Below are 14,628 nucleotides of genomic sequence, written 5' to 3' on the forward strand. Positions count from 1 at the left end.
TCCGGATCGTGAGGGCCTCAGGGGCCCGCCGGGCGGTGGCCGGGCGGGCCCATGAGCCGCAGGGCCTCAGTCGTGCGGCGCCCAGTAGGCGGCGAGCCGGCCGACGCCGTGCTCGACGGTCTTCCACGAGCCGGTGAACGTGACGACGGCGAAGGCGGAGGTCGGGAAGCCGCCGCGGTTCATCCGCGCCAGGGTGTCCCCCTCGGCGGAGCCCGCGAGGGCGTCGGAGACGGCGTGCATCCCCGGGTTGTGCCCGATCACCAGGAGGTCGTCGACGTCCTCCGGGGTTTCGTTGAGCAGGGCGAGGATCTCTCCGAGTGAGGCTTCGTAGAGCCGCTCCTCGTACACGGTCCTGGGCCGCTGCGGCAGCTCCTGCACCGCCAGCTTCCAGGTCTCGCGGGTCCTGACCGCGGTGGAGCACAGGGCAAGGTCGAAGGTGATTCCGGTCTCGGCCAGGCGCCGGCCCGCCACGGGGGCGTCCTTGCGGCCTCGCTCCGCGAGCGGACGCTCGTGGTCGGACACCTGGGGCCAGTCGGCCTTCGCATGCCGGAGTAGCACGATCCTGCGGGGTGTGTCGACGCTCATGCTCACCAGCTTCGCATGAAACACGCCACGGGGCGCTGGGTGTTGGGGAGCCGGGAGCTATCGGGCGAGTGTGTGCTGGATCTGCTGGAGGAAGCGGCCGACCTCCGGGTCGCCGCCCGCCGCCCGCGCCTGGCCGCCGCCGGTGAGCAGGGCGAGGAGCACGGCGAAGGCGAGCACCGGGAGGGCCACGGCCCACCACGGCAGGCGGCTCCCGGCGGGCCCGGCGGCGGGGGCGCCGGCGGCCGGGCCGCCGGTGACGGCGAGCGGGCGTCGAGCGACCGTGCGTCGCGGGGGTGTCGTGGCCGGCATGGCCGCCTCCGAGGTCCGTGGGCGTGGTCCCGGTGTCGGGCGGGAGTGATGTTCACGCTACGGATCGCGTGCCCGCGGCCCCATCCGGCAAGCCACCCAGTTGTCCCTGAGCCTGGCCCCCTAGGGGACGGTGGGGTTTACCCCACCCTCCGGCCCGGACCCGGCGGCCGGCACCGGCTCACGGCCTCACCGGGGCCCACGGCTCACGGGGAGGCGAGCGTGGCGATGATGCCGATCACCACACCGATGCCCAGCATCGTGGCGAAGACGAGGAGGAGCTTCTTCTGACCGTTCGGGGGGTTCGGGTCGAGCACAGGCTGCATGGGCCCAGTCTCGCACCTCACGCCTCGTCCTCGATCGTCCGGTCCCGCCCGGCGAGGATGCCCACGATCATCTGCGGCACCATCAGCCCGGCCATCAGCGCCAGCGGGGTGCCCCAGCCGCCGCTGTGCTCGTACAGGGTGCCGACCAGCGTCGGCCCGGGGATCGAGATCAGGTAGCCGACGCTCTGGGCGAAGGCGGAGAGCCGCACGACCCCGCCCCCGGTGCGCGAGCGCATGCCGATCATGGTGAGCGCGAGCGGGAAGGCGCAGTTGGAGACGCCGAGCAGGAGCGCCCAGACCCAGGCCCCGGCCGCGGGCGCGAAGTGCAGCCCGGCGTACCCGGTCAGTCCGCACAGGCCCAGGACGACGACGATGGGGCCCTGGTTCTTCATCCGGGTGGCGAGCCGGGGGATGACGAACGCGAGCGGCACGCCCATCACCATGGTTACGGCGAGCAGCACGCCCGCGGTGCCGGCGGAGACGCCCGCGTCGCGGAAGATCTGCGGCATCCAGCCCATGGTGATGTAGGCGCCGGTGGCCTGGAGGCCGAAGAAGCAGCCGAGCGCCCAGGCCGTGCGGCTGCGGGTGATCCGCAGCGCGGGTGCGGCCCCGTCCGCCGGGGCGGCGCCCGCGCCCTGCTCCGTACCGGCGCCGGTGCCGGCACCCGTACCCGTACCCCCGCGGCGTACGAGCGGGATCCAGGCCACCACGGCGAGGGCGCCGAGCGCGGCCCAGACGGCGAGCCCGGTGCGCCAGTCGCCGCCCAGGGCGCCGGTGAGCGGGACGGTCGCGGCGGCGGCGAGCGAGGTGCCGAGGGCGAGGGCCATCGAGTACAGGCCGGTCATGGTGCCGACGCGGTCCGGGAAGTACCGCTTGACGATCACCGGCATCAGGACGTTGCTGACGGCGATGCCCATCAGGGCGAGGGCGCTGGCGGCGAGGAAGGCGACCGTGCCGCCGGTGAAGGGGCGTATGACGAGGCCGGCCGTGATGGCGACCATGCCCGCCAGGACGACGGCGGTGGGGCCGAAGCGGCGGGCGAGCCGGGGGGCGGTGATGCCGAAGACCGCGAAGCAGAGCGGGGGCACGGAGGTGAGGAGCCCGGCGACGCCGCCGCTCATGTGCAGTCCGGTGCGGACCTCTTCGAGGAGGGCGCCGAGGCTGGTGATGGCGGGGCGGAGGTTCAGCGCGGCGAGGACGAGTCCGGCGACCAGCAGGCGGGTGAGCCAGACCGTGTTCCGGGGGCGGGAGGCGGCCCCGGGGCGGGCGGGCGCGGGGATGCGTGCGGGGGCGGCCGGGGCCTGGGGGCGGTTCGGTGTGCGGGTCTGCGGCTCGTGTGTGCGGGTCTGCGGCTCGTCGGGCATGGGCCCATCATAGAATCATGGGATGATTGGCTGTCCAATCCGATCGTGTCCCGACGCAAGGAGCACCATGGCGCTGAGCTCGCCCCGCCGATCCGCTCTGTCCGACCAGGTGATCGCCGAGCTGAGGAACCAGATCACCTCCGGCGAGTGGCCGGTGGGCTCCCGCATCCCCACCGAGCCCGAGCTGGTCGAACAGCTCGGGGTCGCCCGCAACACCGTCCGCGAGGCGGTCCGGGCGCTGGCGCACAACGGGCTGCTGGACATCCGGCAGGGTTCGGGCACCTATGTGGTGGCCACCAGTGAGCTGGCCGGGGTGATGCACCGGCGCTTCGCGGGGGCCGACCCCCGGCACATCGCCGAGCTGCGCTCCACGCTGGAGTCGTCGGCCGCCCGGCTCGCCGCCGAGCGGCGTACGGAGCGGGACATGCGGCAGCTGGACACGCTGCTGGCGCGGCGCGAGGAGGCGTGGGAGGCGGGCGACGCGGAGCGGTTCGTCGCGGCGGACGCGACCTTCCACCTGGCCGTGGTGGCCGCCTCGCACAACGAGGTGCTGTCCGGGCTGTACGCCGACCTCGGCCATCTGCTGCGGGACTGGCTGCGCGACGACGTGGGCCAGGAGCTGCGGCCGGAGAACCACATGGACCACGGACGGCTGGTGGAGGCGATCCGCGCGGGCGACGCCGGCGCGGCGGCGTCCGAGGCCGCCGGCTACCCCTTTGTGTGCCTCAGGGGCGAGCGGGCTCCGGCTGGTGACTGATCCAGGCGTTGCCGACCTCTTTCCAGCACCGCTGGGTCAGTTCGACGTACGCGGTGGGGCCGACCTCCACGGGCGCGCTGTCGGTGTCGATGTCCCACCAGCGGGCGCATTCGACGTGCAGCCGGACGCGGTCCACGCCGGGATAGGGGTTGTGGCAGAACGCGGTGACGCGTGAGCCCTCGATGTCCGTGCGGCACGAGGCGATGTGCGGGTTCCTGGGGGCGTCCGGCGCGGGTTTCTCGGCGGCCTGGACTCCGGTGGCGGGCAGCCCGGCGCCGAGGCCGGCCAGCAGTGCCGCGGTCGTGGGCAGGGCCACCGCCCACCGCCGCCGCTTCCGCGGTCCGAGTCGCTCTCCGAGCGGGACGAGCCGTCCCGGTCGCAGTCGTCGTGTCCGGTGTTCCGTCCGCACGGCCGCACCTCCTCCCCACGCTTCCCGAGCCCCGAGACCTCGCTACCGCTCTCCCCAGTGTGCCGTGCGGGCGGTGACTCTTCGACTCGGGAGCGCTGCGCACCGTACACGCGTACGAACCGCCGGGGCCGGGGAGCCGGGACGCGCGAAGGCCGCGTACCGCTCTGCGGGAGCGGTACGCGGCCTTCGGGGCGCTGCCCGAGGGGCTCAGGCGCCCATGATGTGCACGCCGCCGTCGACGTGGATGATCTCGCCGGTGGTCTTCGGGAAGAAGTCCGAGAGCAGCGCGACGATGCCGCGGCCGGCCGGCTCCGGGTCCTCCATGTCCCACTGGAGCGGGGAGCGCTCGTCCCACACCTTCGCCAGGTCGGTGAAGCCCGGGATGGACTTGGCGGCCATGGAGCGGAGCGGGCCCGCCGAGATCAGGTTGCAGCGGACGTCCTGCTTGCCGAGGTCCCGCGCGAGGTAGCGGCTGGTGGCCTCCAGCGCGGCCTTGGCCGGGCCCATCCAGTCGTACTGCGGCCAGGCGAACTGCGCGTCGAAGGTCAGGCCGACGACCGAGCCGCCGTTCTGCATCAGCGGCATGCAAGCCATGGTCAGCGACTTCAGCGAGAACGCCGAGACGTGCATCGCGGTGGACACCGACTCGAACGGGGTGTTGAGGAAGTTGCCGCCGAGGGCGTCCTGCGGGGCGAAGCCGATGGAGTGGACGACGCCGTCGAGGCCGCCCAGCTCCTCGCGCACCACGTCCTCGACGCGGGCCAGGTGCTCGTCGTTGGTGACGTCCAGCTCGATGACCTTGGCCGGCTTGGGAAGCTTCTTGGCGATGCGCTCGGTCAGGGTGGGCCGCGGGAAGGCCGTCAGGATGATCTCCGCGCCCTGCTCCTGGGCCACCTTGGCGGCGTGGAAGGCGATGGAGGACTCCATCAGCACACCGGTGATCAGGACGCGCTTGCCCTCGAGAATTCCGCTCATGTGACTCAGTGACCCATGCCCAATCCGCCGTCAACGGGAATGACGGCTCCAGTGATGTACGAGGCGTCGTCGGACGCGAGGAACCGGACCGCGGCGGCGATCTCGTCGGGCTGCGCGTAGCGGCCGAGCGGCACCTGGGCGACGATGCCCGCCCGCTGCTCCTCGGTGAGCACGGCGGTCATGTCGGTGTCGACGAAACCGGGTGCGACGACGTTGAACGTGATGTTGCGCGAGCCGAGCTCGCGGGCGAGGGAGCGGGCGAAGCCGACCAGCCCGGCCTTGGAGGCGGCGTAGTTGGCCTGGCCCGCCGAGCCCAGCAGGCCGACCACCGAGGAGATCAGGACGACACGGCCCTTCTTGGCGCGCAGCATGCCGCGGTTGGCGCGCTTGACGACCCGGAAGGTGCCGGTGAGGTTGGTGTCGAGGACCGAGGTGAAGTCCTCCTCGGACATCCGCATCAGCAACTGGTCCTTGGTGACACCGGCGTTGGCCACCAGCACCTCCACCGGACCGTGCTTCTCCTCGATCTCCTTGTAGGCCTGCTCCACCTGCTCGGCGTCGGTGATGTCGCACCGGACGGCGAGGAGGCCCTCCTTGGCCAGCTCGTCGGGCTCGCCCGAGCGGTATGTGATCGCGACCTTGTCGCCGGCTGCGGCGAATGCGCGGGCGATGGCGAGGCCGATGCCCCGGTTTCCTCCGGTGACGAGAACCGAGCGGCTCAACGGATCACCCTTTCCCTAGCGGTCTGGTACCTCGAAAACCTATCGGTCCGGTGCCCCGCGTGGAGAATCGGCCCCTGACAGTGGCGCAGGGGCGTCACTGTCGGGTCCCTACAGAACGCCGTGGGCGGCACTCCGGTGCGGAGCCGGCGGAAAGCACTGGGCAGGGGGCCGTGCGGCGCGACATGATCTGCGGGACCGGTCTCGGACGACAGGAGACGTTTCGTGCCTCATTCCATCGACGAAGCCTTTACGGCGCTGCCGCTGCGGGCGCTCGCCGACGCGGCGCTCGCGCGGGCCAGGGCGCTCGGCGCCGAGCACGCCGACTTCCGCTTCGAGCGGGTCCGCAGCGCCTCGTGGCGGCTGCGGGACGCCAGGCCGGCGGGTTCGTCGGACACCACCGACCTCGGATACGCGGTACGGGTGGTCCACGGCGGGGCCTGGGGGTTCGCCTCCGGGGTGGACCTTTCCATGGACGCGGCGGCCCGGGTGGCCTCGCAGGCGGTGGCCATGGCGAAGCTGTCGGCCCGGGTGATCGCGGCGGCGGGGTCGGCGGAGCACGTGGAGCTCGCGGACGAGCCGGTGCACGCGGACCGGACGTGGGTCTCGTCGTACGAGATCGACCCCTTCACCGTGCCGGACGCGGAGAAGAGCGGACTGCTGGCGGAGTGGAGCGCGCGGCTGCTGCGCGCGGACGGGGTGGCGCATGTGGACGCCTCCCTGATGGCCGTGCACGAGAACAAGTTCTACGCGGACACGGCGGGGACGGTCACCACCCAGCAGCGGGTCCGGCTGCACCCGCAGCTGACGGCCGTGGCGGTGGACGGGTCGACCGGCGAGTTCGACTCGATGCGGACGATCGCGCCGCCGGTCGGGCGCGGCTGGGAGTACCTGACGGGCACCGGCTGGGACTGGGACGCCGAGCTGGAGGGCATCCCCGAGCTGCTGGCCGAGAAGATGCGGGCGCCGAGCGTGGAGGCGGGGACGTACGACCTGGTCGTCGACCCGTCCAACCTGTGGCTGACGATCCACGAGTCGATCGGGCACGCCACCGAGCTGGACCGGGCGCTGGGCTACGAGGCGGCGTACGCGGGCACCTCGTTCGCCACCTTCGACCAGCTGGGCAAGCTGGCGTACGGGTCGCCGATCATGAACGTGACCGGTGACCGGACCGCCGAGCACGGGCTGGCCACGATCGGGTACGACGACGAGGGCGTCGAGGCGCAGAGCTGGGACCTGGTGAAGGACGGGACGCTGGTCGGCTACCAGCTGGACCGGCGGATCGCGCGGCTCACCGGTCTCGGGCGGTCCAACGGCTGCGCCTTCGCGGACTCCCCCGGCCATGTGCCGGTGCAGCGGATGGCGAACGTGTCGCTGCGGCCGGACCCGGGCGGGCTGTCCACGGAGGACCTGATCGGCGGGGTGGAGCGCGGCATCTACGTGGTCGGCGACCGGTCGTGGTCGATCGACATGCAGCGGTACAACTTCCAGTTCACCGGTCAGCGCTTCTTCCGGATCGAGAACGGCCGGCTGGCCGGTCAGCTCCGCGACGTGGCCTACCAGGCGACGACGACCGACTTCTGGGGCTCCATGGAGAAGGTCGGCGGCCCGCAGACGTACGTCCTGGGCGGTGCCTTCAACTGCGGCAAGGCCCAGCCGGGCCAGGTCGCGGCGGTCTCGCACGGCTGCCCCTCGGCCCTGTTCCGGGGCGTGAACATCCTTAACACCGCGCAGGAGGGTGGCCGATGAGCCCCGTGATGAAGCCGTACGAGATCGTCGAGCGGGCCCTGGAGCTGTCCCGCGCGGACGGGTGTGTCGTCATCGCCGACGAGCACTCCTCGGCCAACCTGCGCTGGGCGGGCAACGCCCTCACCACCAACGGTGTCACCCGCGGCCGCACGCTCACCGTGATCGCGACCGTCGACGGGGCGGAGGGCACCGCGTCCGGCGTGGTGTCCCGGTCGGCGGTCACCGCCGCGGACCTCGAGCCGCTGGTCCGGGCCGCCGAGGCCGCCGCGCGGGCCGCCGGCCCCGCCGAGGACGCACAGCCGCTGGTGGCCGGCGGGGAGGCGTCGCCGGACTTCACGGACGCGCCGGCCGAGACCTCCTCGGCGGTGTTCGGGGACTTCGCGCCCGCGCTGGGCGAGGCCTTCGGCCGGGCCCGCGGCGGGGGCCGGGAGCTGTACGGCTTCGCGCACCACGAGCTGACCTCGACCTACCTGGGCACGTCGACGGGCCTGCGGCTGCGGCACGACCAGCCGTCGGGGACGCTGGAGCTGAACGCCAAGTCGCCGGACCGGACGCGCTCGGCGTGGGCTGGGCGGTCGACGCGGGACTTCAAGGACGTCGACCCCACCGCCCTGGACGCGGAGCTGGACCGGCGGCTGCGCTGGGCGGAGCGCCGGGTGGAGCTGCCCGCCGGGCGGTACGAGACGCTGCTGCCGCCGACCGCGGTGGCGGACCTGCTGATCTACCAGATGTGGTCGTCGGCCGCCCGGGACGCGGCGGAGGGGCGGACCGTCTTCGCCAAGCCGGGCGGCGGCACCCGGGTCGGCGACACCCTGTCCCCGCTGCCGCTGACGCTGCGCAGCGACCCGGACGAGCCGGGGCTGGAGTCGGCGCCGTTCGTGATCGCGCACGCGTCGGGCGACGACTCGTCGGTGTTCGACAACGGGCTGCCGCTGGCGCCGACGTCGTGGCTGCGCGAGGGCCGGCTGGAGCACCTGCTCACCACGCGGCACAGCGCCGGGCTGACCGGCCTGCCGGTGACGCCCTGGACCGGCAACCTGGTCCTGGACGGCGGCGGCGACCGGTCGCTGGAGGACATGGTGGCGGACACCGGGCGCGGGCTGCTGCTGACCTGCCTCTGGTACATCCGCGAGGTGGACCCGGCGACGCTGCTGCTGACCGGGCTGACCCGGGACGGGGTGTACCTGGTGGAGAACGGCGAGGTCGTCGGCGAGGTGAACAACTTCCGCTTCAACGAGTCGCCGGTGGACCTGCTGGGGCGGGCGACCGAGGCGGGGCGGACGGAGCGGACGCTGCCGCGCGAGTGGAGCGACTACTTCACCCGGGCCGCGATGCCTCCGCTGCGGGTGCCGGACTTCAACATGAGTTCGGTCAGCCGGGGGGTGTGACCCCCCTAGACTGGCGTGCGTACGCATCGAAGAGCACTGAAGAACACTGAAGAGCACTGAAGGAGACACGCAACCGTGACGGACATCGTCGACGAGCTGAAGTGGCGCGGGCTGTTCGCCCAGTCCACCGACGAGGACGCTCTGCGCAAGGCTCTCGCGGACGGTCCGGTCACCTTCTATTGCGGTTTCGACCCCACGGCGGCCAGCCTGCACGTCGGGCACCTGGTCCAGGTGCTCACCGTCCGCCGGCTCCAGCGGGCCGGGCACCGGCCGCTGGCGCTGGTGGGCGGGGCGACGGGCCAGATCGGCGACCCCCGCCCCACCGCGGAGCGCACGCTGAACGACCCGGAGACGGTCGCCCAGTGGGTGACCCGGCTGCGGACGCAGATCGAGCCGTTCCTGTCCTTCGAGGGCGAGAACGCCGCGGTCATGGTCAACAACCTGGACTGGACCGCGGGGATGACCGCGATCGAGTTCCTGCGTGACATCGGCAAGCACTTCCGGGTCAACAAGATGCTCACCAAGGACTCGGTCGCCCGGCGGCTGGAGTCCCAGGAGGGGATCAGCTACACGGAGTTCAGCTACCAGCTCCTCCAGGGCATGGACTTCCTGGAGCTGTACCGGCGCTACGGCTGTGTGCTCCAGCAGGGCGGCAGCGACCAGTGGGGCAACCTCACGGCGGGCCTGGACCTGATCCACCGGCTGGAGCCGGAGGCGCAGGTGCACGCGCTGGCCACCCCGCTGATGACCAAGTCGGACGGCACCAAGTTCGGCAAGACCGAGGGCGGGGCCGTCTGGCTGGACCCGGAGATGACCACGCCGTACGCGTTCTACCAGTTCTGGCTGAACGTGGACGACCGGGACATCTCGCCCTACATGCGCATCCTGAGCTTCAAGAGCCGGGAGGAGCTGGAGGAGCTGGAGCGGCTCACCGAGGAGCGGCCGCAGGCCCGGACCGCGCAGCGCGCCCTGGCGGAGGAGCTGACGACGCTGGTGCACGGCGCCGAGCAGTGCGCCGCGGTGATCGCCGCGTCGAAGGCCCTGTTCGGCCAGGGTGAGCTGGCGGAGCTGGACGAGGCGACGCTGGCCGCCGCGCTGGCGGAGCTGCCGCACGCCCGGGTCGCCGGGCCCGGTCCGGTGGTGGACCTCTTCGCCGAGGTCGGCCTGGCGCCGAGCAAGTCGGCGGCCCGCCGGACGGTCAAGGAGGGCGGCGCGTACGTGAACAACGTCAAGGTGACCGCCGAGGACGCCGTGGTGTCGGCGGACGAGCTGCTGCACGGCCGCTGGCTGGTGCTGCGGCGCGGCAAGAAGAACCTGGCGGCCATCGAGGTCGCGGCGGGCTGACGTACGGACGGCACGGCGGCGCCCCGGGTGGAAGCACCAGCACCCGGGGCGCCGCCCGTCCCGCCGTGTCCTCAAGCCCGCCGGGCACGCCGTGTACTCAGGCGCGCTGTTTTCTGCCGCGCGTCGACATGTAGAGCATGTCGCCGAGGCCGACGAGGACGATCGCGGCTCCGAGCTGGAGGGCGTGCCTGCCCCAGTCGATGCCGGGGGTCGCCTCGATGCCGAATGCCCTGGCGAGGGCGTTACCGGCGATGGCGCCGATAATGCCGAAGATCGTGGTCAGCCACAGCGGACTGTGCTGCTTGCCCGGCAGGATCGCCTTGGCCAGCAGGCCCAGCACGAATCCGACGATAATCGCCCACAACCAGCCCATGGCTGCCTCCTCGGTACGGATTGACGTGAGCAGTCCCGACAAGTCTGGGGCCGCCCGCCGCCCCGCGCATGTCGGGCGGCGCCGTACGCGTGCGGCCGGCCGTGCGGACCCGGTCGTGTGCGCCGGGGGCGCCGGGCGTACCGTGGAAGCAGGCCGGGCCGGGGAGCGCCCGGCGTGATGTCGGGTGGTGGAACGCGATGCGGAAGCGTGGCAGCGACGAGGTCTTCCGGATCACCGGCGCCCGTCAGGGCCTGGCGGACGACGTGCGCGGCCGGCAGCGGCGCTATGTCATCTCCATGTCGGTGCGGACGCTCGCCGTGATCGCCGCCGCCTGCCTGTGGAACGTCGAGCGGTACGTGGCGATCGTCGCCCTGGTGCTCGGTGCGGTGCTGCCGTACGTGGCGGTGGTCATCGCCAACGCGGGCCGCGAGTCGGCACCGGGGCTGCCGGGCACCTTCGTACCGACTCCGGGATCCGACCGCCCGATGCTGGACCCGGGGCGGTCCGAGAGCGCGGACGAGGCGCCCTCGGAGGGGGCGCGAGCTGCGGCGGAGGGCGCGCGGGAGTCCGGCGCGGACCGTCAACAGCCGCGCCAGGAACGGCAGTACGAGCAGCAGTGAGAGATGGCCCGTCTGCAAAGCTCAAGAAAAGCTCAGATCAATCATGTGGTTTCCGTGCACTCCGCCCGGGTCCCCGTGACATACTTCGTAGGCGCTCCGCATCCCCCGTCGGAGCGACGGACCGACGCCGGGCAGCTCCCCCCGTGGCTGCCCGGCGTCGCCTTTGTCCGGGCGGTCGTGCCCGGCCGTTCGGCCCTCTCCTTGGACGTGCAGTGAGCGACGAGACCCCCACCCCCATCTGCTCCGCCAAGGGCTGCCGCGCCGCGGCGGTGTGGCTGCTGGCGTGGAACAACCCCAAGCTGCACACCCCGGAGCGCCGCAAGACCTGGCTGGCGTGCGACGAGCACCGGGAGCACCTGTCGCAGTTCCTGGGCGTACGGGGTTTCCTGAAGGACGTCGTCACGCTGGACGCGTGGGAGTCGGGCCGGGACTCGCGGGGCCCCGGCGTCTGATCCGCCCCGGTCAGCCGCCGATCGCCGACATGGGGCGGTCGGGCTGGAGGAAGCTCGGGTCGTCCAGTCCGGAGCCCGCCTTCTTGCCCCACATCGCGAGCCGCCACAGGCGGGCGACCTCCGCGTCCGGCGCGTCCGAGCGGAGCGCGGCCCGCAGGTCCGTCTCCTCCCGCGCGAACAGGCAGGTGCGCACCTGGCCGTCGGCGGTGAGCCGGGTGCGGTCGCAGGCCCGGCAGAAGGGGCGGGTGACGGAGGCGATGACGCCCACGCGGTGCGGTCCGCCGTCGACGATCCAGCGCTCGGCGGGCGCCGAGCCGCGTGCCTCGTCGGGCTCGGGGTCGAGCGTGAAGCGGGTGCGCAGCGACTCCAGGATGTCCCCCGCGGTGATCATGCCGTCGCGCTTCCAGCCGTGCTGGGCGTCGAGCGGCATCTGCTCGATGAAGCGCAGCTCGTAGGCGTTCTCCACGGCCCAGGCGAGCAGGTCGGGGGCCTCGTCGTCGTTGAGGCCGGGCATCAGGACGGTGTTGACCTTGACCGGGGTCAGTCCGGCGTCCCGGGCGGCCTGGAGCCCTTCGAGGACGTCCTTGTGCCGGTCCCGCCGGGTGAGGGTCTTGAAGACGTCCGGGCGCAGGGTGTCGAGGGAGACATTGACCCGGTCGAGCCCGGCGGCCTTGAGGGCGGTCGCGGTGCGGCGCAGGCCGATGCCGTTGGTGGTCAGCGACATGCGCGGGCGGGGCTCCAGGGCGGCGCAGCGCTCGACGATGCCCACGAGGCCGGGGCGCAGGAGCGGCTCGCCGCCGGTGAAGCGGACCTCGGTGACGCCGAGGTCGGTGACGGCTATGCGGATCAGGCGGACGATCTCGTCGTCGCTGAGCAGGTCCGGCTTGGCGAGCCACTGGAGGCCCTCTTCCGGCATGCAGTACGTACAGCGCAGATTGCACCGGTCGGTGAGCGAGACCCGCAGGTCGGTGGCCACACGGCCGTAGGTGTCGATGAGCACGGTGGGCGCCCTCCCCCGGGGTGTCAGGTTCCTTACTCATGGAGCCTACGTGACCGGGGTGACAACGACACGGGCCGTTGTCCACAGGAGCGGGGCGGCGGCGTCGTAGGGATCTACGACGATCCCGGCGGCGCCGCCGCGTACAGTCGCACAGGGTGCGCGGGTCAGTGCGCTCCGACACCGGTGAGGGACTTGACCTCCAGCTCCGCGTACTTGCCCCGGTCGGGCTCCTCCTTGGAGAACAGGGAGCCGAGCCAGCCGAGGAGGAAGCCGAGCGGGATCGAGATGAGTCCCGGGTTCTCCAGCGGGAACCAGGCGAAGTCGGCGCCGGGGAACATGGAGCTGGGCTTGCCGGAGACGACCGGTGAGAACAGGACGAGCGCCACCGAGGCGGTCAGGCCGCCGTAGATCGACCACAGGGCGCCCTGGGTGGTGAACCGCTTCCAGAAGAGGCTGTAGAGGATCGTCGGCAGGTTGGCGGAGGCGGCGACGGCGAAGGCCAGGGCGACCAGGCCGGCGACGTTGAGGTCGCGGGCGAGCGCGCCGAGGCCGATGGAGACGACGCCGATGAGGACGGTGGCCCAGCGGGCGGCGCGCACCTCCTCCTGCTCGGTGGCGCGGCCCCGCCGGATGACGTTGGCGTAGATGTCGTGCGCGAAGGACGACGACGAGGCGAGGGTGAGCCCGGCGACGACGGCGAGGATGGTGGCGAAGGCGACCGCGGAGATCACGGCGAGCAGGATGGCGCCGCCGGTGGAGTCTCCGCCGCCGCCGATCTCCAGGGCGGCCAGCGGGGCGGCGGTGTTGCCCGCCTTGTTGGAGGCGACGATGTCGCCGGGGGCGAGCAGCGCGGCGGCGCCGAAGCCGAGGACGATGGTCATCAGGTAGAAGGCGCCGATGATGCCGATGGCCCAGTTGACGGACTTCCGGGCGGCCTTGGCGGTGGGCACCGTGTAGAAGCGGATCAGGATGTGCGGGAGTCCGGCGGTGCCGAGGACCAGCGCGATGCCCAGGGAGATGAAGTCCAGCTTGGAGGTCTCCGTGGCGCCGTACTTGAGGCCGGGTTCGAGGAAGGCGGCGCCCTTGCCGCTGTTGGCGGCGGCGGTGCCGAGCAGTTCGGAGAGGTTGAAGCCGAACTTCAGCAGGATGAGGAAGGTGATGAGCAGGGTGCCCGCGATGAGCAGGACGGCCTTGACCATCTGCACCCAGGTGGTGCCCTTCATGCCGCCGATGGTCACGTAGACGATCATCAGGACGCCGACGAGGGCGACGATGGCGATCTTCCCGCCGTCCGAGGTGATGCCGAGGAGCAGGGACACGAGGACGCCCGCGCCGGCCATCTGCGCGAGCAGGTAGAAGATCGAGACGACGATGGTGGAGGTGCCGGCGGCGGTGCGCACGGGCCGCTGGCGCATCCGGTACGCGAGGACGTCGCCCATGGTGTAGCGGCCGGAGTTGCGCAGCGGCTCGGCGACCAGCAGCAGGGCGACGAGCCAGGCGACCAGGAAGCCGATGGAGTAGAGGAAGCCGTCGTACCCGAAGAGGGCGATGGCGCCCGCGATGCCGAGGAACGAGGCGGCGGACATGTAGTCGCCGGAGATGGCGAGGCCGTTCTGGAAGCCGGTGAACTGCCGTCCGCCCGCGTAGAAGTCGGAGGCGCTGCGGGTCTGGCGGCCGGCCCAGACGGTGATGGCGAGGGTCGCGACGACGAACGCCGCGAACAGGGTGATGATCAGCGGGCGGTGCTCGGAGGCGTCGGACGCGGCCGCCAGCAGGGCGGTGCCGGTGGTGGTGCTGTTCATGCGTGGCCCTCCGTACGGGACTCCATACCGGACTCCATACGGGACTTGATGGCCTCGGCCCTGGGGTCGAGCTTCCCGGCGGCGTGCCGGGAGTAGAGCCAGGCGATGAGGAACGTGGTGAGGAACTGGCCGATGCCGAGGACCAGCGCGACGTTGATGTTGCCGAACAGCCGGGTGCCCATGAAGCCGCCCGCGTAGTTGGACAGCAGGACGTACAGCAGGTACCAGGCGATGAAGGCCACGGTCAGGGGGAAGGCGAAGGAGCGGTACGCACGGCGCAGTTCGCCGAACTCCGCACTCTCCTGCACCTCGACGAAGGACGCCGTCGGGGGCTGGGCGGGGCTGGTGGCCGTACCGCCCTCGGGCGGCGGTGCATCGGTAACCACGGAATCTCCTCGCGACGCGGGTGCGCTGGGCATGGACATGGGCGGAACCTCACGGTTGGGGGGCGGCACCGGT

17 protein-coding genes are annotated in these 14,628 nt (G+C 72.2%); 6 read left to right on the forward strand and 11 right to left on the reverse strand.

The annotated features are described in order from the left end of the window. Positions 1-66: 66 nt before the first annotated feature. From ACF08D_RS05455 to ACF08D_RS05470, 4 genes are all read right to left on the reverse strand, one after another. Complete coding sequence (locus ACF08D_RS05455; protein WP_392221239.1) at positions 67-585, reverse strand: SixA phosphatase family protein; 519 nt, start codon at positions 583-585, stop codon at positions 67-69. 57 nt (positions 586-642) lie between these two features. Continuing rightward, positions 643-894 carry a hypothetical protein gene (locus ACF08D_RS05460; RefSeq protein WP_392221240.1) on the reverse strand — a complete coding sequence of 84 codons (252 nt, stop codon included), beginning with the start codon at positions 892-894 and terminating at the stop codon, positions 643-645. A 203-nt stretch (positions 895-1,097) separates the two neighbouring features. Beyond that, entirely contained in the window at positions 1,098-1,217 is a 120-nt protein-coding gene (locus tag ACF08D_RS05465; protein ID WP_392221241.1) for an SGM_5486 family transporter-associated protein, read from the reverse strand. 17 nt (positions 1,218-1,234) lie between these two features. Next, positions 1,235-2,581: a CynX/NimT family MFS transporter gene (locus tag ACF08D_RS05470; RefSeq protein WP_392221242.1), complete on the reverse strand. Its 1,347-nt coding sequence runs from the start codon at positions 2,579-2,581 to the stop codon at positions 1,235-1,237. Positions 2,582-2,648: 67 nt separating this feature from the next. On the opposite strand from ACF08D_RS05470, the gene ACF08D_RS05475 reads away from it, so the two are divergent. Further along, the gene (locus tag ACF08D_RS05475) at positions 2,649-3,338 is read left to right on the forward strand and encodes a FadR/GntR family transcriptional regulator (RefSeq protein ID WP_392221243.1); all 690 of its coding nucleotides are present in this window, start codon (positions 2,649-2,651) and stop codon (positions 3,336-3,338) included. Here ACF08D_RS05475 and ACF08D_RS05480 read toward each other — a convergent pair. From ACF08D_RS05480 to fabG, 3 genes are all read right to left on the reverse strand, one after another. Next, positions 3,307-3,654, reverse strand: a complete 348-nt coding sequence (locus ACF08D_RS05480; protein WP_392221244.1) for a hypothetical protein — start codon at positions 3,652-3,654, stop codon at positions 3,307-3,309. The two genes, ACF08D_RS05475 and ACF08D_RS05480, sit on opposite strands and share 32 nt — an antisense overlap. A 300-nt stretch (positions 3,655-3,954) precedes the next feature. After that, positions 3,955-4,722 (reverse strand): enoyl-ACP reductase FabI, encoded by a 768-nt coding sequence (fabI, locus tag ACF08D_RS05485; protein ID WP_392221245.1) that lies wholly within the window; start codon positions 4,720-4,722, stop codon positions 3,955-3,957. Between the two features lie 5 nt (positions 4,723-4,727). Further along, positions 4,728-5,444, reverse strand: a complete 717-nt coding sequence (gene fabG, locus ACF08D_RS05490; RefSeq protein ID WP_392221246.1) for a 3-oxoacyl-[acyl-carrier-protein] reductase — start codon at positions 5,442-5,444, stop codon at positions 4,728-4,730. Positions 5,445-5,666: 222 nt separating this feature from the next. On the opposite strand from fabG, the gene ACF08D_RS05495 reads away from it, so the two are divergent. The 3 genes from ACF08D_RS05495 to tyrS all read left to right on the forward strand — a co-directional run bounded on the left by ACF08D_RS05495 (position 5,667) and on the right by tyrS (position 9,922). Beyond that, complete coding sequence (locus ACF08D_RS05495; protein ID WP_392221247.1) at positions 5,667-7,190, forward strand: TldD/PmbA family protein; 1,524 nt, start codon at positions 5,667-5,669, stop codon at positions 7,188-7,190. Next, complete coding sequence (locus ACF08D_RS05500) at positions 7,187-8,578, forward strand: metallopeptidase TldD-related protein (protein ID WP_392221248.1); 1,392 nt, start codon at positions 7,187-7,189, stop codon at positions 8,576-8,578. The genes ACF08D_RS05495 and ACF08D_RS05500 overlap by 4 nt, the downstream gene beginning before the upstream one ends. Positions 8,579-8,653: 75 nt before the next feature. Next, entirely contained in the window at positions 8,654-9,922 is a 1,269-nt protein-coding gene (gene tyrS / locus ACF08D_RS05505) for a tyrosine--tRNA ligase (protein ID WP_392221249.1), read from the forward strand. Between the two features lie 97 nt (positions 9,923-10,019). Here the strand turns inward: tyrS and ACF08D_RS05510 are convergent, their stop codons facing one another. Next, entirely contained in the window at positions 10,020-10,295 is a 276-nt protein-coding gene (locus ACF08D_RS05510; protein WP_392221250.1) for a GlsB/YeaQ/YmgE family stress response membrane protein, read from the reverse strand. A 197-nt stretch (positions 10,296-10,492) separates the two neighbouring features. Here ACF08D_RS05510 and ACF08D_RS05515 point away from each other — a divergent pair, with 197 nt between their 5' ends. Together ACF08D_RS05515 and ACF08D_RS05520 are read left to right on the forward strand one after the other, a co-directional pair. After that, a complete protein-coding gene (locus tag ACF08D_RS05515) occupies positions 10,493-10,915 on the forward strand; it encodes a DUF3099 domain-containing protein (protein WP_392221251.1) in 423 nt (140 codons plus the stop codon). Between the two features lie 212 nt (positions 10,916-11,127). Next, positions 11,128-11,367 carry a hypothetical protein gene (locus tag ACF08D_RS05520; protein ID WP_392221252.1) on the forward strand — a complete coding sequence of 80 codons (240 nt, stop codon included), beginning with the start codon at positions 11,128-11,130 and terminating at the stop codon, positions 11,365-11,367. A 10-nt stretch (positions 11,368-11,377) separates the two neighbouring features. Here ACF08D_RS05520 and moaA read toward each other — a convergent pair whose 3' ends face one another. The 3 genes from moaA to ACF08D_RS05535 all read right to left on the reverse strand — a co-directional run bounded on the left by moaA (position 11,378) and on the right by ACF08D_RS05535 (position 14,555). Further along, the gene (moaA, locus tag ACF08D_RS05525) at positions 11,378-12,367 is read right to left on the reverse strand and encodes a GTP 3',8-cyclase MoaA (RefSeq protein WP_392221253.1); all 990 of its coding nucleotides are present in this window, start codon (positions 12,365-12,367) and stop codon (positions 11,378-11,380) included. 164 nt (positions 12,368-12,531) lie between these two features. After that, a complete protein-coding gene (locus tag ACF08D_RS05530) occupies positions 12,532-14,169 on the reverse strand; it encodes a cation acetate symporter (RefSeq protein WP_392221254.1) in 1,638 nt (545 codons plus the stop codon). Further along, positions 14,166-14,555 (reverse strand): DUF485 domain-containing protein, encoded by a 390-nt coding sequence (locus ACF08D_RS05535; RefSeq protein ID WP_392221255.1) that lies wholly within the window; start codon positions 14,553-14,555, stop codon positions 14,166-14,168. Before ACF08D_RS05535 ends, ACF08D_RS05530 begins: the two co-directional genes overlap by 4 nt. Positions 14,556-14,628: the final 73 nt, after the last annotated feature.

Source organism: Streptomyces sp. NPDC015131, assembly GCF_043079975.1.
GTDB lineage: Bacteria > Actinomycetota > Actinomycetes > Streptomycetales > Streptomycetaceae > Streptomyces.